Annotated in this window: 10 protein-coding genes; 9 read left to right on the top strand and 1 reads right to left on the bottom strand. The window is 48.3% G+C overall.

Annotated features, from left to right (window positions below; all coding sequences use genetic code 11):
• Positions 1-51 precede the first annotated feature (51 nt).
• From mnmA to BUC02_RS03360, 3 genes are all read left to right on the top strand, one after another.
• The gene (gene mnmA / locus BUC02_RS03370) at positions 52-1149 is read left to right on the top strand and encodes a tRNA 2-thiouridine(34) synthase MnmA (RefSeq protein ID WP_073318943.1); all 1098 of its coding nucleotides are present in this window, start codon (positions 52-54) and stop codon (positions 1147-1149) included.
• A gap of 126 nt (positions 1150-1275) precedes the next feature.
• Positions 1276-3144: a T9SS type A sorting domain-containing protein gene (locus tag BUC02_RS03365; RefSeq protein ID WP_083564363.1), complete on the top strand. Its 1869-nt coding sequence runs from the start codon at positions 1276-1278 to the stop codon at positions 3142-3144.
• A 91-nt stretch (positions 3145-3235) separates the two neighbouring features.
• Complete coding sequence (locus tag BUC02_RS03360; RefSeq protein ID WP_139260998.1) at positions 3236-8242, top strand: autotransporter outer membrane beta-barrel domain-containing protein; 5007 nt, start codon at positions 3236-3238, stop codon at positions 8240-8242.
• Positions 8243-8247: 5 nt separating this feature from the next.
• On the opposite strand, the gene BUC02_RS03355 is transcribed toward BUC02_RS03360, so the two are convergent.
• Positions 8248-9297 carry a glycoside hydrolase family 16 protein gene (locus BUC02_RS03355; protein WP_073318595.1) on the bottom strand — a complete coding sequence of 350 codons (1050 nt, stop codon included), beginning with the start codon at positions 9295-9297 and terminating at the stop codon, positions 8248-8250.
• Between the two features lie 135 nt (positions 9298-9432).
• Here BUC02_RS03355 and BUC02_RS03350 point away from each other — a divergent pair, with 135 nt between their 5' ends.
• From BUC02_RS03350 to BUC02_RS03325, 6 genes are all read left to right on the top strand, one after another.
• Complete coding sequence (locus BUC02_RS03350) at positions 9433-10476, top strand: HD domain-containing phosphohydrolase (protein WP_073318593.1); 1044 nt, start codon at positions 9433-9435, stop codon at positions 10474-10476.
• Positions 10477-10490: 14 nt separating this feature from the next.
• Positions 10491-12716 (top strand): ATP-binding protein, encoded by a 2226-nt coding sequence (locus BUC02_RS03345; protein ID WP_073318591.1) that lies wholly within the window; start codon positions 10491-10493, stop codon positions 12714-12716.
• A 1-nt stretch (position 12717) separates the two neighbouring features.
• A complete protein-coding gene (locus tag BUC02_RS03340) occupies positions 12718-13818 on the top strand; it encodes a BMP family ABC transporter substrate-binding protein (RefSeq protein WP_073318589.1) in 1101 nt (366 codons plus the stop codon).
• Complete coding sequence (locus BUC02_RS03335) at positions 13808-14914, top strand: BMP family ABC transporter substrate-binding protein (protein WP_073318587.1); 1107 nt, start codon at positions 13808-13810, stop codon at positions 14912-14914. Before BUC02_RS03340 ends, BUC02_RS03335 begins: the two co-directional genes overlap by 11 nt.
• A gap of 71 nt (positions 14915-14985) precedes the next feature.
• Positions 14986-17442, top strand: coding sequence for an ATP-binding protein (locus BUC02_RS03330; RefSeq protein ID WP_175549788.1), 2457 nt, complete (start codon positions 14986-14988; stop codon positions 17440-17442).
• A gap of 71 nt (positions 17443-17513) precedes the next feature.
• Positions 17514-18515: a glycoside hydrolase family 11 protein gene (locus BUC02_RS03325; protein ID WP_073318583.1), complete on the top strand. Its 1002-nt coding sequence runs from the start codon at positions 17514-17516 to the stop codon at positions 18513-18515.
• The last annotated feature ends 53 nt before the right edge of the window (positions 18516-18568 follow it).

Here is an 18568-nt window from a genome sequence, read left to right as displayed (position 1 = left end):
GAATTACAGGAGTGTCATCCTGGGCGGATGTGCTACGGAGTCGAAGGATCTATGATTAAAAAGCGCGTGGCTGTTGGCATGAGCGGGGGAGTGGATTCGTCGGTGGCGGCACTCCTGCTCTTGGAACAGGGTTACGATGTTTTCGGCGTGACGCTTCGCGTGTTGCCGCCTCTGGCGAATGCCGGACAAGTTTATGATCCCGAAAAAGACGAAAGTGTTTTGCGCGCCCGCGCGGTCGCGAAGCGCTTGGGTATAGAGCATTATGTGGCCGTGTGTGACGACGCATTCACGGAGCGGGTGCTTAAACGCTGTCACGGGGATTTTGCGGGGGCGCGTACCCCGAATCCTTGCTGCTACTGCAATCGCTACATCAAGTTCGGCTGGATGCTCGACTTTGCGCTTGAGCACGGCGCAGACTTCCTTTCGACAGGGCACTATGTGAACGTGAAGGAGGTCGGTGGCGTGCGCAGGCTTTTCAAGGGGCGCGATGCCGCGAAGGACCAGAGCTATTTTTTGTTCGGGGTGCCCGATTCCGCCATGGCGCATGTGATGACGCCGCTCGGGGGTATGGAAAAGCCCGAAGTTCGCGCGATGGCGGCAAAGCATGGCTTTGAAAACGCCAGTGCCAGCGATAGCCAGGATATTTGTTTTGACATTTACGGCGATGATTATACCGCCTTCTTGCAAGACCGCTTTGGCCCGATGACACGTGCGGGTCGCTTTGTCGATGAAAGTGGCAAGGTGTGGAATACGCATGACGGCTTTCACAAGTACACGGTGGGGCAACGCAAGGGACTTGGCGTTGCGCTGGGTGTCCCTGCATTCGTGCAGAGCGTGAATCCCGAAACGGGCGATATTCTGGTGACCGCCGACAAGTCGGCCGTCTCTGCAAGCGAAGTGCGCATTCAGAACTGCCAGTGGCACGGGGTGAACCCTGCTACAGGTGTTGCCTACGCTGCGGGCGATGCGTTTGAATGCGAAGGCATGGTGCGTTACCGCCAGCGTCCGACTCGTTGCATGGTCAAGATTCTAGAAGACGGCTGCGCACTCGCCAGCTTTGAACAGCCCCAGTTTGCAGTCACCCCTGGCCAGTGCGCCGTATTCTACGACGGCGATATGGTGATTGGCGGCGGCTGGATTGTACGTTAGTTTTTTTTCAGGTGTGGACATTTTCCATGATGAATGTCAACGCCTTGAAATAAAAAATGTTCATTTAGCCCCTCGTTAGTATATCTTTAGGAAGAGCGCCCCTTAAAAAGGTGTTTGAGGAGTATTATGAAAAAAACTGGTTTTAAGGCTTTAAGCGGAGCTTTATTGCTCGGCGGAGCTGTTTCTGCTTTCGCTGCCCCGGGACTTACCGTGAGCGGCACCGATCTCATGTACAACGGCAAGAAGATTTTCTTCTCGGGCACGAACCTCGCCTGGAGTGACTACAATTCCGATGTGGGCGATTCCCCACTGAACGAAAACGCTTGGCGCAAGGCTGTGGAAGGTACCCGTGCCGCAGGCGGTAACGCCATTCGCTGGTGGCTCTTCAACAACATGAGCCAAAGTCCCGAAATCGATCAGAGCACGCATCTGGTTTCGGGCCTCAAGGCGAATACCATCGCCAACATGAAAAAGGCCTTGGACATTGCCGAAGAATACGGCGTGATGGTTTCGATGTGCCTTTTCAGCCACAACCTGATGGAACCGAATCAGTGGGGCCTATACGACGAAAAGCTGGACATTACCGCAAACACGCAGCTTTTTGAAGACGCGGGCACCAAAGCCTTTATCGACAATGCGCTTGTTCCAGTGGTAAAGGCTATCGGTAACCACAATGCGCTTATGACTTGGGAAGTGTTCAACGAACCCGAAGGCATGACAAGTGTAGGCTGGACCACCAAGAAACTCGACAAGGCTGTGCTGCAGAAGTTCACGAACAAGATTGCGGCGGCAATCCATACCACAAACCCGGAACTGCTCGTTTCTACGGGTAGCGTGAATATCCAGTATCAGAGCTGGTGGAACGATTCCGAACTCATTGCTGCCGGTGGTGAAGCGAACGGTACGCTCGACTTTTTCCAGACGCATTACTATCCGTACTACCAGAACGATGCCGTGTCTCCGTTCGTGAATACGGCAGCCCAGATGGCAACAACGTACAAGTACGACAACAAGCCCATGATTATCGGTGAATTCCCGGCAAGCGGCTGGAAGGGCGACACCTATACCGCAAGCATGGCGGCCAAGACCCAGATTTCTACCGAAGAATGCTATCGCAAGGCCTTTGACGGCGGTTACGCAGGCGCACTTGCCTGGCAGTACATTGGCGACAAGACCGAATCGAACTTCGGCGGTTACACCTATACCATTGATCCCGCTCTCGATGCCATGAAGGCCCTTGCCGCTACCGAAGAAGCAAGCATCAAGATCAAGGATGTCGCCATCAGCCAGGAAGGCGGTGACGGCAAGATGTCTGTGACTTACGGCGGCGACAATGCCCAGATTGAATACCAGAAGACTTGGGACTTGAGCAAGGCCAATACGTTTACGTTCGAGGTTACTAATAAGAGCGAAAGCGATGCGCAACTGAACCTGATTTTCAAGCTGACTGATGCGTGGACATGGACCGAAGTGGAAGGCCCCTGCGAAGTAGCCGCGGGCCAGTCCAAGACTTGTTCGTTCGATATTTCCAGCTACGCCGACCGTAACAAGACCTTGAGCGTCGTTATCGCAAACTATGCCGCAGGCTACACCGGTACAATCCTTTACGACAACTTCAAAGCGGGCGACCAGGTTCTCTGGGACTTTAACGAAGACAAGTACGACGCCTTCAGCCGCGGTTTCGAGAACACCGAAGAGATGATTCCCGAAATCAAAATCGTGTTCGAGGATCCTTCGGGAATCTGTATGCGTCCGCACGTTGCAGGTGCCAAGGCTCTACGTGTCGATGGCAATATGCTTAGCCTTTCGATGGGCCGCACACAAGGCGTGACAGCGGAACTCTTCGATGTCACGGGCCACAAGGTTGTAACGCTTCACAAGGGTACGCTTTCTGCAGGCACGCACCAGTTCAAGGTCAATGCGGCTGCGGGTACATACTTTGTGAAGGTCGCAGGCCAGGGAATCAACCTGACTCAGAAAGTGATGCTGAAATAAGAATTATAAACACGAAGTCGTTTACTTTAAGGCTTTATCCTTTGAGATAAGGCCTTTTTTAATTACATTTACCTTGTATAATATAAGGAGGATGATTATGCTTAAAAGGGCGTGTTTGCTTTTGATTGCGCTTTCTTGTGCCGTTTTCGCAGCAGATTTGGGGACTGCCGAAAAACCGTTAACCATCGATAATGAGAACGACCTGGTGCTGCTACGTAATGCGGTGAATGCCGGTAGCGGAACGTTCAAGGGTGTCGACGTTTCTGATGGTGCGACGGATCTGTATTTTAAACTTGTCCGCGATTTGGACTTGAGTACCGTTTGTGGAAAGAATGTCGGAAACTGGACTCCGATTGGAACCTACGAACACCCCTTCAAGGGAAGCTTTGATGGTAATGGCAAAACGGTTGATTATCTCTATATTAATGAACCTCTGCCGGAACGTGGTGATACGGCCATCGGTTATTACGGCTTGTTTGGAGTCGCGTCAACAGAAAACGAATCCAAGACCGTCATTTCTAACTTGACTATTGGCAAGAACTCAAGGATTGTTTCGGAGCGCGATGGCGATGTGGGCGCTATTGTCGGACTCGCCAGGAAGAACGTGCGCATTTCCGATTGCAAGAATAAAGCCTATGTGTCCGGAAGGTCTGCTGTAGGTGGAATTGTTGGCTTTGCCGCAAATGCACCCCTTCCCGATGGTGTGAACATAAAGAACTGCGTGAATGAAGGCTATGTCGATGCTATGCTCAAGGCAGGTGGCATTGTGGGGGCCGTCAATGGATTCGGAGTGCATATCGACAGCTGTACGAATTTGGGCGGAGTGTCTTCTGCCGATACGGCTGCAGGAATTGTCGCCGCGGATTACAGTTCGGTAATGACACCTGCCAAGCTGAATTATTTGATTAACAAGGGAAACGTGAGCTCGGGTAAAATTTCGGGTGGAATTATTGCTGTTACTGCAGACGGCGGGGCTTCCATTGCGAATAGTTTTAATTCTGGTCACGTGCAGGCATCGACTTCGGCTGCAGGCATTGTGGGCCATTGGAAATCGATAACGAACGCGCCGACCATTTTAACATGCGTAAATTCGGGCAGTGTTTTTGCGGGGACTAATGCGGGTGGCATTGCTGGAATTATTGAGGAATCGTCTCCTAGCTATGTAACGGTTTCTCAGTCGCTTAACTTGGGTGTGATTAATGCGGGCGCCTATGCCGGTGGAATTGTCGGAAACATCAATAAAGGCGCGTTTTATGCAGACCATAACATGAATGCTGGTGCAGTCGGTTTTGGGTATGCGGGTGGAATCGCGGGCCGAGTGAAAGCAGGTGCTTCTGAAAATATCGCAGCAAACTTAAGCATTGCCGCTCCCGATACGTTTGCAATCTATGATAGCGTCATGTCGCATTTTGAAGAGGATTGCCAGTATCCAATTGATGCAGCGCACGCCTATGTGACAGACAGCTTGATTTCGGGAAAAACGATTGATGCCTTGGGCGATTCCCTTTGGGTGTACAAGGAAGGCTATTATCCGCAAATCAAGACCCTTGTCGAAAATCCGATGAAAGAAATTCGCGACGCTCAGCTGGTGGCCTCGACTCCGGTGCGCTTGGGCCTTGGCGATGACATCGCACACATCTCGAAAAACATAAGCTATACGACTAAGGATGCCGCAGGGAATGCAGTCGATGTCTATAGTGCTCGTGGAAATATCTCTTTTGTGAACGATTCTGTTGCAATGCCTTATTCCTTGGGTGCAGATACCCTTTATGTGCTTAATGAAAATGCAACGAAAAAAATCATCGTGAATGTTACTGCGACAAGTAATTTGGGAACGGTTGAAAATCCGCTCACGATTTCTTCAGTGGAAGAACTGTTGCAGTTCAGAAAGGCTCTTGCCGATACGACTAAATACAAGGGCGTTCTAATGGATGATGCGGGTGCGCGTCTCGCGTTCAAGATTACCAAAGATCTGGACTTGAGTTCTGTCTGTGGCCCCAGCAAAGGCAACTGGACTCCTATCAAGAATTTCTTGGGTAAACTCAATGGCGCAAATCACAAGATTTCGAATCTCTATATTGATATCGAAGATTCCCTTTCTCAAGTGAATGGAGGTCTATTCGAAACGATTATCGCTGCCGATACGGCCATTGTTGAAAATCTGGTGCTTGAAAATGTCCATATTCGGCTTGCGGGAGGTCGTTCTGCAGGTGCGATTGCCGGTTATATGGGCGGTAATGTGGGCATTATTCGCAACAATACGTCGGACGGAATCGTTTACAGCGATGGAACGGCTGGTGGCCTTGTTGCTTCAACAGGATTAAACGATTTCTTCTTGCAGAACAATTTGGTAGAGGGCTCTGTCGAAGTCGTTCGTGCGGACAGTACCAAGTCTCAAGGGGCCGTCGGTGGAATGATTGGGTTTACGAACGGTTTAAAAGCATCTGTTACAGGTAATGTGAACCGGGCTGATATCAAGGGAACATATGTTGATGCGATGAGCGGTATTCTGGGTGTTGTGTATGCGCAGTCCACTATTGAAAATAATATAAACGAGGGCAATCTAACGGGTGCCGCAGGGTCGCATCTTGGTGGCATCGCTGGCGAAATCACTTCGTCTGTCAGATTCGTAGATAACCATAATAAGGGCGATATCAAGGTCGATAGTTACGCAGAGTATGTTTGTATGGGTGGTACAGTAGGTTTCCTGGCTGAAATCTATTCAAATGATGGTGTGGTAGAAAATAATTCCAATACCGGTAATATTGATGTTAGCTTGTATGCGTACTTGTATGACAAATATGTAGGAGGTGTGTTCGGCAGATATATACATACGAAAGCATCTGACCTTGTGAATAAAGGTCATGTCTCTGCACTGGTTTTAACTGCAAGTACAGTCAAAGTGGGAGGCGTCATCGGAAGCGCAGACTATACGGATTCCGTTTCGCTCGCGTCGATTGTGAATGAAGGCGCCGTCGAAGTGAATATCGATACGTCTGAGGTTGGCGCCTATGCAGGTGGCGTTCTTGGTTATTCCGATTCCAAGTATGTAGAAATTCGGGATGCCTTAAACAAGGGTAGTGTTACTGTCGAAAGGAAAAGCTCTTCTTTAACAATTGTCGGCGGTGTTGCGGGTCTTTTGGCTCACAAGAAAGCTCGTGTCGAAACCAGCTTTAATTACGGAGATGTAGATGTCCGTGGCGGCAACAATTTGAAAGTGGGTGGCATTGCGGGCTATTATGCCTCTTCGGATACCATTGCGGTGATGCAGAAATGCGGTAACGAGGGTAATCTTCATGCTGTCAAGACTGCCAAAAATACAAGTGAAATGAATGTGGGAGGCCTTATTGGAGAAGGCTGGTCCTTGCATATAAGCGATTCCTATAATTCGGGTAATGTCAGTGCTGGGTATAGGATGGATTCTTTGGTGACACCAAATAAGAATTCGACTTCAGATTTCATTGGCGGACTTGTTGGTGATGCGTATGATGGCGTCCCGAAAGGAATGAATTCTTTCTTTGAAATTGAAAGAACGATAAATATTGGTGATGTGTATTACGAATCGAGTGCTGATGTTGTATTCGCTGCCGGAATTGGCGGCATTGTGGGAAGCTCTCAACCTCAGGAGATGACTATAAAAAACGTGGCAAACTATGGCTCTGTTTCTTCGAATAAGTCGGAGACATTGCTTTGGATGGGCGGCGTTGTCGGTTATTCGCTTTATACCTTGACGATGAAAAATATCGTGAATGGAGGCGCCCTTTCTTTTGATGCCGATGTAAAGAATTCTTCTAGCGGAAGCCTTGTTGGATGGAACGCCAGCTCGACTCCTTATTCGGTAAGTTCTGCATTCCTCCATGGTTACGAGCATCTTGAAAATCCGGAGCGCTACCATGCCGAAAATTGGGATAGTACCGTTGTCGATTTGCAGTGGGCTCGCCTTGATACCAATGAAGCGTATACAAGGCGCTTGACTGCAGAACTTACTGCAGATTCTTTACCCTCGGTGTTGAATGCCGAAAACTGGATTCAGGTGGAAGGTTATTATCCGCAGCTGAAGGCACTTGCAGAGTCTCCGGTAGAAGCGATTCGCAAGATTAGCGCACTCGGTGCAACGCCTGCTTATTTAAAAACCGGAAAAGAAGACTACGAACATGCCGATTTAGTCTGGAGTCCGTTTGCAGTTGCTACGAAGAACGCCCTTGGCGAAACGGCAGTTTGGACATCGAACGTGTCGCAGGTAGTGTTGAAAGCCGATACGGTTTCTTTCAAGGCCCTGGATCGTGACACGGTTACGGTGTTGACCGTTACTGCAGATGGCTACAAAAAGTCGGTTTGGGTTTCTTTGATGTCCCTCTTCAAAAAGAACCTGGATTTCTCGAAGGTGAAATGGGACTATACGGCGCCCTTCACTTACGATGGAAAGGCTAAGTCGGTTGCCTTGAAGGGCCTTCCGGAACAGGTAAAGGCAACTTACTGCAACGACAGTGCAACGGTTCCTGGAACATATGTTGCCCGCGTGACATTGCAATACGATACTGCCCTGTACAATGCGCCGGTCTTCACGGATAGCCTAAAGTGGACCATCAACAAGGATACGCTGGATCTTTCCAAGGTTGTGTGGATAAAAACTGTCGAATTCGAATTTGATTCTACGGAACATTCCGTAAAGCTTGAAAACGTTCCGGAACAGGTTGCGGTCGACTATGCCGATGCCTCGCAGACGAAGCCGGGTGAATACCATGCAATGGCGGTGCTCCGTTACGATACCACATTGTATGTGGGCAAGGGCTACAAGGATTCCGTGCTCGTCTGGAAGATTATTGCGGGCCCCACGAAGTTGGTTGCTGCAATTACCGCCCCGAACAGCGTGAGTCTGGTGCGCCACGGCACAGGAACTTGGACACTTGAGTTTACGCAGAATGTTCCTGCAAAAGCCCGTGTCTCTGTAGTTGGTATTGACGGCAAGAAAATTTCGACAAAGATAGTGCGTGGCGCCCAAAGTATTGCCTTGCAGGGTATGCCCGCAAACGGCATCGCCATTATCCGGGTTGCCTACCCGGGAATGTCGAAGACGTTCAAGATAAATCTTCGCTAAGAGATTTATTGCGTCACTCGGATGTAGTCGACGAGCATTTCGTTCGGGAATTGCGAGTCGTCTACTTCGAATCCGGGCCAGTTGCCTGCAACGGCGACATTCAAGATAAAGAAGAACGGCTTGTGGAATTCTTCGGTGTCGCCGGTGTTATTTTCGATTAAAATCTCGTGGTACATGAAGTCATCCACAAACATGCGGATGTACTTTTCGTCCCATGTGAATTTGTAATTGTGGAATTGCGTGACATCGAGTTCAAATTTTTGGTCGCGGTAGCTGCCGGTGTTGTTGCCGTAGGTGGCGTACTCGCTGCCGTTAGCCCAATGGTTGGTGCCGTAGACGATGTTTTCGCTGTTCACCGTTTCGATGATGTCGATTTCGCCGCGGGCGGGCCAGCTTACGGCGTCGATGTTTTGGCCGAGTAGCCAGAAGGCGGGCCAAATGCCCTTGCCCACGGGGAGCGCGATTCTCGCTTCAACGGTGCCGTAGGTAAAGCTGAACTTTCCCTTGGTAATCATGCGGGCCGAGGTGTACTTGGAACCTTCGTAATCTTCCTTGTTGGCACGAATGTGCAAGATGCCGTCTTTAATGTAGGCGTTTTCTTTGCGGTCGGTGTAGTATTCCCATTCGTTGTTGCCCCAGCCGCTGGCACCGGTGCCGATTTCAAAAGTCCATTTTTCGGAGTCGATGTCGCCGTCGAATTCGTCGTGCCAGAGATACGGGGATTTGCCGGGGTTGCTTTCACTCGAAATGTTTTCGCTGGAAGTGATTCCGCTCGAGCTGCTGGCAATGTCATTTGCGCTGCTCTCGGCATCGCGAGAACCGCTCATGTCGGTAGCGGAAGAATTTGCTGTGGATGGATTTTCAGCCTCGCTGGAGATTGCAGGGACATCTGCGGAAGATGAGGTCGGTTCAGTAACCGGGGACTCTCCGGAGGGGGTGGTCTGCTCGCTTATTTCGGCGTTTTCGGCATTGGAAGAGGAATCCGAGGAGCAGGCTGCCGTGAAAAGGGCGACTCCCGTGCAGAGGGAAAAAAGGCTGAAAAAGGGGAATTTCATGTCTTAATTATATAAAAAATCGCCATTTTACGCCAAAATGTGAGCATTTCGTCATATTTGTGGAATATTTTTTTAAGAAATTGTCAAAAAGGCCGTATTCTAATATATATTTACGAAGTGTAAAGAGGATTTAACATGTTGGTTTCGCAAAAAAAGACGGTCTTGATCGTAGACGATGACCGTATGAATTTAAAGTTCGCCGAGCACATGCTCAGTTCGACGTATGACGTCGTGATGGCGAACTCTTACGAGGAAGCGTTGGACTACCTGTCAAAGGAGTTGCCGGCACTAGCCCTTTTGGATGTTCACATGCCGGGCAAGAACGGCTTCGAATTGCTGGCCGAGATTCGTAAGATCAAGCATTGCAACGAGTTACCGGTGGTGTTCTTGACCGCGGACAGCGACCGGGAGACCGAGGTCCGGGTGTTTAGGGAAGGGGCTCTGGACTATATACAGAAGCCTTTGGTGCCCGAAGTGGTGCTTGAACGCATCAAGCGAATTCTCTCGCTTCGCGAATTGCAGGTCAACCTTGAAAGCGAAGTGGAACGCCGTACCGAAGAACTCGAAGAAAGCCGTCGCAAACTTCAAGTTCTTTCTTTGCAGGTGGTCAAGACGCTTGCTTCGGCGATTGATGCCAAGGACCGCTACACGAACGGTCATTCGAGCCGCGTGGCTAAGTACAGCAAGGAAATTGCTCGCCGCGCGGGCAAGCCCGTGGAATTCCAGGACGAAATCTATTTCATTGCCCTGCTGCACGATATCGGGAAAATTGGTATTCCGGACAATATCCTGAACAAGAATTCCAAGCTCACGGACGAAGAATACGAAACGATTAAACAGCACCCGAGTATCGGGGTTGAAATTCTGAAGAATATCACCGAGATGCCCAAAATCGAGATCGGTGCGCATTACCACCATGAACGTTTCGACGGTAAGGGGTACCCGGAAGGGCTTGCCGGTTATGGCATTCCTGAAATTGGCCGCATTATCGCCGTGGCCGACGCTTACGATGCCATGACGAGCCGCCGTAGTTATCGTTCGGCCTTGCCGCAAGAAACGGTACGCAGTGAAATTGTGCGCGGTCGCGGTCAGCAGTTCGATCCGGATTTCGCCGATATCATGCTCCAGATGATTGACGAAGATGTGAATTACACCATGCGTGACGATGGACTTGCCTAATAACGGGGTGGGCGATGCCGACTATAGATTCTAACGACATTTTCGATGAAAATGACCGTCGCGTCTTGCAAACCCTGACGCGCGTGATGCGCTGGCTATGGGCGATGTTTCCGTTAATCTATTTCGGAAATATTATTCATTTGTTTAAAATCGACTATTGCGAACTGACGATTTTGACTGCAATCGCTTTCGTGATTCTGTGGCTCCCGACTTTTATTGAACACATGGGAGCTCCGCTCGTGGTGCGTCGGTATTTTTGTGTGTTGGGTATAGGGAGCATCATCGCGACGCTTGCGACTAATGAAAACATCGGCATTTACATGACTTATTCTCTTGCCATGGTCACAAGCCTTTTATTTTTCAATGCGGCATTTACCCTTAAAATTTCGATATTCAGTTACATATTGATTGTGGTATCCCTTTACTTTAGGGCTCCCGGTGCCAACCATGGCGAATTTTCTTCGGATACGTTCTGGTGGATTTCTCGTTCGGCAGGCTTTTTGATTGAATCGATTACCATGACGCTTTTGTGCATAACCATTGCAAAACTAACGCACCGTTTGCTTGAAAACTTGGATAATGCTCGCAAAGAAGCCCAACATTCCGATGAACTTCGAAAGGCTTGGGCTGAAGCCGAAGAAGCCCGCAAGAATGCGGAATCGGCGAACATGGCCAAGAGCTTTTTCCTTGCCAATATGAGCCACGAAATCCGCACGCCGATCAACGGCATTTTAGGGATGAATGCCATGCTCCTGAAGGAATGCAAGGACAACTCGCTACTGGAATATGCCCAGAACATTCAGAATGCGGGCCACACGCTTTTGTCGTTGGTGAACGACGTCTTGGACATTACCAAGATTGAATCGGGTAAAATGGAACTGTTCGTCGAAGAGTACGATTTGTTCGCGGTGTTGAATGATTGCTACTGCGTTGCCAACCCGCGTGCGCAAAGTAAGGGCCTGGAATTCAATATCAACGTGAATCCGAAAACACCGGCGCTCTTGGAAGGCGACGATGTGCGTCTCCGCCAGATTGTAAATAACTTGCTTTCGAACGCAATCAAGTACACGCCGAAGGGAACAGTGGACTTGCTGGTGGATTTCAAGACGCTGCCAGAGGAGAATGCTGTTAAACGTATTGAACTTGTGATTATCGTGGCCGATACGGGTATTGGCATTCGCTCGGATGATCGCGATAAACTGTTCCAGAGCTTTGAACGAATCGATTTGGAACGCAACAGGAGTATCGAGGGCACGGGCCTTGGGCTGAACCTTACTAAAAAGTTGGTCGAGATGATGAATGGCCGCGTGCTGGTCAAGAGCGTCTATGGCTCCGGTTCGGTATTCGAAGTTCATATTCCGCAGCCAGTCAAGAGCGACGAGACGATTGGTAACTTTGTTGAACGCCACAAGGAATTTATTTCGTTTGACTCTGCAGATAAAAAGTTCAAGGCGAGAAACGCTAGGTTGCTTGTGGTTGACGATGTCGTCATGAACCTGAAGGTGGTTTGCGGACTTCTCAAGGAAACGGAAATAAAGATTGATACAGCGACAAATGGGGAAGATGCGCTTTCGCTTGTAGAAAACAATCATTATGACTTGGTCCTTTTGGACCACATGATGCCTGTCATGGATGGAATCGAAACCTTGCAATGCATGAAAGACATTAAGGGCTTTGATATCCAGAAAACGCCTGTCGTTATGCTTACGGCCAATGCCGTGGTGGGAGCGAAAGATGCTTACATGCAGGCGGGCTTTACCGACTACATTACCAAACCGATTCGTGAAAAAACATTGCTTTCGGTGGTGAAAAAACTTTTGTCGCCTGAGCTTATCGAAGATGTTCACGCTGTCGAAAAGAACCTGGCGAAACAGGCCTCGTCTTCGATGGGTGCGCTATCGGAATTCCTGAATACGGAAACGGGGCTTGGCTACTGCATGAACGACGAATCCTTTTATCGTGAAATGCTTGCCGAATACGTGAAGAACGATCGTCGCGATGAATTGGAAAAATCCTTGGCAAGTAATGACCTTGAATGTTACCGGATTACAATCCATTCCCTGAAAAGTACGTCGTTGACAATCGGGGCGGTCGCCTTGTCGGAATCGGCCAAGGCGCTAGAAACGGCTTGTAAAGAAGGCAACGTGGATTATGTGCGCGCACAGCACGAAAAGTGCATGACTGATTATAAGTTGATTCTAGAAAAGTTGTCCAGTTATCTTGCTGCAGGGGAATCGTAACATGAAACTGGTTTATATTGTTCCCTCGCTAATCCTTGCTGTGATTATAGCAGGATTGCTCACGTTCAATGTTAAAAAGAAAAATACCGACATTACTCGCGAAAAGACAAAGGTTGCGATGATTATGAACGGCTCTATCGAAGACCATAGCTGGGGACAGTCGCATTATGAGGGAATGCGAAAGACCGCTAAGGAGTTGAATCTGGACGTCATGTTCCGCGAAAGGATTCCGGCAGATAGAACTTCTGAAGAAGTGATGGAAGGCCTCATTGCCGCAGGAGCAAAAATCATTGTGGCCAATTCGTTTCAGCTTGGGCCTTATGTCCAGAATGTGGCTGTCAAGCACCCAGACGTAAAATTCTTCCATGCATCTGGCTTGGGCTATTCCAAGAACATGTCGACGTATTTTGGCCGGATTTACCAAATGCGCTATCTTTCGGGCATTGTCGCCGGCATGCAGACGAAATCCGGCAACATCGGTTATGTGGCGGCCTTCGATATTCCCGAGGTGATTCGAGGAATAAACGCTTTTACCTTGGGCGTGAAAAAGGTAAACCCGAATGCGAATGTGATTGTTCGCTGGACAAAATCCTGGAACGAAGACAAAGCGTGCGCGAGGGCGACGCGCGCCCTTTGGGCTCACCATGATTCGATTGACGTGCTCACTTTGCATACGGATAGCCAGGAACCCTTGCGCATTGCGGATTCTCTTGGACTTTGGCTTGTGGGTTACAACTTGGACAATGCAGAAATGTATCCGGAACATTTCTTGACGGCACCTATTTGGCGCTGGGAAAATTTCTATACGCCGCACATCCTCAACGTACTCAAGAAAAAATTTGTGGGTAGGAATTATTGGAGTGGTGCTAATTCGGGAGTTGTTGATCTGGCTCCGCTAACAAACCATGTGGCGCCGGAAACGATTGATCTTGTAAACAGTGAACGCAAAAAAATTCAGAACGGTTCTTTTGATGTTTTTTACGGACCCATCGAAGATGATACCGGAACAATTCGCATTAATGAAGGGGAAAGCATGTCTGACAGCGATATGCTGAATAATTTCAACTGGTTCGTAAAGGGGGTAATCATCGATGAAGAGTAGAGTGACCATTGGAACGTTGACGGCGGTAGTCATCTTTTTTGTGTTGTTATATGTGGTTTTTGCAAAAGTCGACAATGTGGAATCGGTCAAGAAGACCGAATCGCAAAAACTCCGTGTCGGATTTGTCCTTTTAAGCGATACGGCTGACAATGGCTGGAATGAAACCATTTATAAGGGAATCAGGAATGCTTGCGATTCCCTTGGCGTGCAAAGGAACTTGGTGATTGATATTCCCGAGGAACGTATTCCCCTTGCGAATGCGGTGACCGGAATGATTGCCGATAGCTTGAAAGTCATTGTGCTTACGAGCTACAATTATCCGATTTTAATCAAGGATATTATTGAATCGCACCCGGAAGTGACATTCTATGGAATCAACTGGGAATACGATGCTCCCAACTATAAAGCCTATTTTGCCCGTATTTACCAGGCTCGATATCTTGCAGGAATTGTTGCGGGGGCCATGACCAAGACGAACCACGTGGGCTTTGTCGCTGCGATGAAGAATATCCAGGTTTATAGGGGCTTGAATGCGTTCATCTTGGGCGTGCAAAGTGTTAATCCGCGTGCTAAGGTGTTTGTACGTTGGACGAATTCCTGGAACGAAGGCAATATGGAAACCGAAAACGCAAACAAGTTGATTGATAGTTCGGGAATCGATGTTGTCGCGTTCCATCAAGACAGGGCCTTTATTATTGAAGTGGCCGAAAAGCGTGGGCTATATTGCATTGGAAACCATGTGGAAAATAACCGGTTCTCACCTAGAATGCTTACCTCCATCGCTATCAACTGGGGCATTATTTACAAGGACTTTATTCAGGACTATATCCAGAAAAAGGATAACGAAAATATGGATTACTGGGTCGGACTAGAAAAAGATGCCGTAGGGCTTGCATTCTATTCTAGCGAAGTTCCTGATAGCGTGAAGATTCTGGTAAATGCGGCTGCCGAAAAAATCAAGGCAGGCTACAATGTTTTCTCGGGAAGGATTGAGGATGTCGAAGGAAAGATCCGTTCCGAAGAGGGCGAAACGATTAGTGACGAAGTTCTGCACAATGAAATGAATTGGCTTATAAAGGGTGCGATAGAACCATGATAAAAAAGATTGGGGTGCGTCCCTTAGTTGGTATTCTGTTTTTTGTTTTGATACTCCTTTTGGTAGGAGTTTTGCTGCGTGTCAAGTTTTCGAACCTGTTTGATAACTATGTCGAAAAGCAAGTGGCTTACCAAGCCGAAAGCTATGCCGCCGCGGCAGGTGAAAGGCTTGATCTTGAATTGAAATCTCTGGCAGGAATTTCTTCGGGGATTTCTGCGAATATGAGTCATTTTGAGCCGATGCTTGCAACGCTTGAAGACCCGAATGGCAATTATTACTATGGCGTGATAGCCTTGAACGGTAAAATTGTCTATAGTGGCGATACGACTCATATCGATGCTTCGCATTTTAAGGGTATTTCGGAATCGTTCCATGGAGTAAAATCCATAAGCTATTCCAAGGGAATTGGCCTTATGTTTTCGGCTCCTGTGTACAGTGGGAAAAACATCAAGTATGTGCTGTTCCGCATGTACAAAGAAGATGCGGTTGTTAGAATTTTTGGCGTGCAAAGCTATGGTGGCCGAGGCTACGCAACTTTAAGAGATGCGAGAGATTCTATTATCATCAAGTCTTCGAATGATTCGCTTGGAACAGATTTACTGTGGGGAGAAGAAGGGTTCTTGGCGGTTCGCGATAAGCTGAGAGCTGGCTTGAATGTCTCCATTTCTGCAGCGACGCATTTGGATGTTCGTGGTGTGGAATACTATTACTTTATCGCTGAACTCAAGTTGCCGGGAGTTGCCTTGACGGGTGTAGTGCCCGAAAGAGAGGTGGCTTCTGAAAAAGATGATATTTCATTCTTGATTATCTGGGTCTTTGGCCTTTTGATATTTATGTTTACAATTGCCATGCTCTATGTGGTGCTTTCTGAAAAGAAAGCCCGCGAAAACAAGGAATTGCTTCGCGAAAAGGAAAACGCTGAAAGTGCGAGCAAGGCAAAAAGTATATTCCTGGCCAACATGAGTCATGAAATCCGCACGCCGATTAACGGAATTCTAGGTATGGATTCCATGCTCTTGAAGGAATGCAAAGATGAAACCCTGCGGGATTATGCCTTGAATATTCAGAGTGCAGGCCAGACGTTGCTTTCTCTGATTAACGACATTTTGGATATCTCCAAAATCGAATCAGGAAAAATGGAAATTTTGCCTGTTACGTATAGCGTGTTTACCGTGCTGAACGACTGCTACAACATGGTAGCCATTCGCGCTCACGACAAGAATTTGGAATTGGTGATGGATATTTCGCCGGACATTCCAAGATCGCTATTCGGTGACGAAGTTCGTATTAGACAGGTGGTGAACAACTTGCTTTCGAATGCGGTCAAGTATACGAACGAAGGTTCAATTACCTTATCGGTGCGCTCCGAAAAACTAAGTGTTGACCCGATTCAGGGGGGTAATTCGAAACAGGTAAAGCTCTTTATTCAAGTGAAGGACACGGGTATCGGTATCCGCGAAAAGGATCGCGAAAAACTGTTTAACGACTTTGTACGGCTCGATGAAAAACGCAATAGGAACATCGAAGGTACGGGCCTTGGCTTGAATTTGACCAAGCAGCTGCTGGATATGATGGGTGGCTCCATCGAGGTTGAAAGTTCGTACGGCGAGGGGTCTGTCTTTACAGTATGCCTGTTGCAGCAAGTCAGCGATGAAAAACCTCTGGGTGATTTTGAAAAGCTCTATAAGCAACACGTGAATGTGGTGGATGCCGCGCACGAAAGGTTTGAAGCGCCCGAGGCGAAAATCCTGGTGGTTGACGATGTGCAAATGAACCTGAAGGTGTTCGCAGGCCTGTTAAAAGACACCAAGATCCAAATCGATACGGCAATGAATGGCGCCGAGGCTTTGGAACTCATTCAAGGCAAACATTACGATGTCATCTTCCTGGATCACATGATGCCGGTCATGGATGGCGTGGAAGCGTTCCGCCGCATGAAACTGTTGGAGAAAAATCCAAACGCCATTACTCCGGTGGTGATGCTTACTGCTAATGCCGTTTCGGAAGCACGAAATGGTTACATGGATGAAGGTTTCTCGGATTACATGGCAAAACCGATTCGCGAAGAAGTCTTGCTGTCGACACTAAAAAAATTCTTGTCGAAAGACCTGGTCAAGGTTGTGCACGAAAGAGAAGAGAAAACTTGTAACCCTGCAGAAACCGTTTCAGCAATGCCACAGGTAGCGTTGACCGATATGTTGGATATGGCTACAGGCCTTGCCTATTGTATGAATGACAAGAAGTTCTATAAAGAAATGCTTGACGAATATGTAAAAAGTGAAAAGACTGCAGAACTAAAGGAATACTTTGAAAATGGCGACTTGGAGTATTACCGCATTACGGTTCACGCCGTAAAAAGTACCTCTCTTACAATCGGTGCGATTAAAGTTTATGAAGATGCCAAGGCGCTGGAAATGGCCTGCAAAGAAGGCAACCTGGATTTCGTAAAACAGAATCATGAAGCGTTCATGGAAGAATATAAGTCGCTTGTTCGTGGATTTCAGTCGGGCAGCCTCAATTTGGATTAACGAATACGGTTTGCGAACTTGCAAAGACGACTTTGTTGAATTAAATTTCGTCTTACAACAGGAAGGTGTATATGAGAACTATTCTTAAATTTGGCTTAATTGCCACTTGTGTTCTGACTGCAAATGCATTTGCTCAGGATTTCTGTAATACGACAACCCATAGCGGTGAATCCGTGGAAGTGTCTTCGAACAAGGTCGGTACTATTGGCGACGTTGGTTACGAACTCTGGAATGAAGGCGGCAATGGTGGTTCTGCGACGTTCTACGACGACGGTTCCTTCAACTGCAAGATGACAGGTGCCAAGGACTACCTGTGCCGTACGGGTCTTGCATTCAATAGCGACAAGACTCACGAAGAAATCGGTCACATGAAGGCGGACTTCAAGCTGGTCAAGAGCGGTCTTTCAGGAATCGACTATTCCTACATCGGCATTTATGGGTGGACCCGTGAACCTCTGGTAGAATGGTACATTGTGGATAACACTGGTAGCCAGTATATGCCGGGCGACTGGGTTGCCCAGGGAGCTTCTGCAAAGAATCATGGCGTGTTTGAAATCGATGGTGCTCAGTATACGGTTTATGAAGGTGACCGCACCTCTTATTCCATTGATGGCGACAATAAATACTTTAAGCAGTATTTCAGCGTCCGTAAGTCAAAGCGCGATTGCGGTACTATCGACATTACCGCTCACTTCAAGAAGTGGGAAGAACTTGGCATGAAAATGGGCAAGATGCACGAAGCCAAGATTCTCGGCGAAGCCGGAAGCAATAGCGGAGCAAATGCCAAGGGTGAATATGACTTCCCCTATGCCAAGGTTTATATCGAAGGTGCGGAACAGTCCAGCTCTTCTGCTGAACCTGAATCCAGCAGCTCGACGGAGGCTATCAAGGGTATTCGTTCTATGACTGTCGGTAGCAATACATCGCTCGTATTTGACGCCCAGGGCAAGTTCCTCGGTTCTGTCGAAGCTGCTGACGCAGAGTCCCTGAATGCAGCAATCAAGGCCAAGTACAATTCCGGCGTTTACATGGTGAAACAGGGCCGCGCTGTCCGTAGCATCTCGGTGAAGTAGTTCGATTCATAGTGAATTTGAAAAAGCCTCCCCCGCACTGCGGGGGAGGCTTT

It is taken from the genome of Fibrobacter sp. UWOV1, from assembly GCF_900142495.1.
GTDB lineage: Bacteria > Fibrobacterota > Fibrobacteria > Fibrobacterales > Fibrobacteraceae > Fibrobacter.
Note: the sequence above shows the minus strand (reverse complement) of the source record. Positions and strands in the feature narration are given on the sequence as shown.

Bases quoted from the DNA above. Each gene is read 5' to 3' on its own strand.
- BUC02_RS03340 (WP_073318589.1), top strand. From the start codon at position 12,718: ATGAAACTGGTTTATATTGTTCCCTCGCTAATCCTTGCTGTGATTATA.
- BUC02_RS03345 (WP_073318591.1), top strand. From the start codon at position 10,491: ATGCCGACTATAGATTCTAACGACATTTTCGATGAAAATGACCGTCGC.
- BUC02_RS03365 (WP_083564363.1), top strand. From the start codon at position 1,276: ATGAAAAAAACTGGTTTTAAGGCTTTAAGCGGAGCTTTATTGCTCGGC.
- BUC02_RS03350 (WP_073318593.1), top strand. From the start codon at position 9,433: ATGTTGGTTTCGCAAAAAAAGACGGTCTTGATCGTAGACGATGACCGT.
- BUC02_RS03360 (WP_139260998.1), top strand. From the start codon at position 3,236: ATGATTATGCTTAAAAGGGCGTGTTTGCTTTTGATTGCGCTTTCTTGT.
- BUC02_RS03335 (WP_073318587.1), top strand. From the start codon at position 13,808: ATGAAGAGTAGAGTGACCATTGGAACGTTGACGGCGGTAGTCATCTTT.
- BUC02_RS03355 (WP_073318595.1), bottom strand. From the start codon at position 9,297: ATGAAATTCCCCTTTTTCAGCCTTTTTTCCCTCTGCACGGGAGTCGCC.
- BUC02_RS03325 (WP_073318583.1), top strand. From the start codon at position 17,514: ATGAGAACTATTCTTAAATTTGGCTTAATTGCCACTTGTGTTCTGACT.
- mnmA (WP_073318943.1), top strand. From the start codon at position 52: ATGATTAAAAAGCGCGTGGCTGTTGGCATGAGCGGGGGAGTGGATTCG.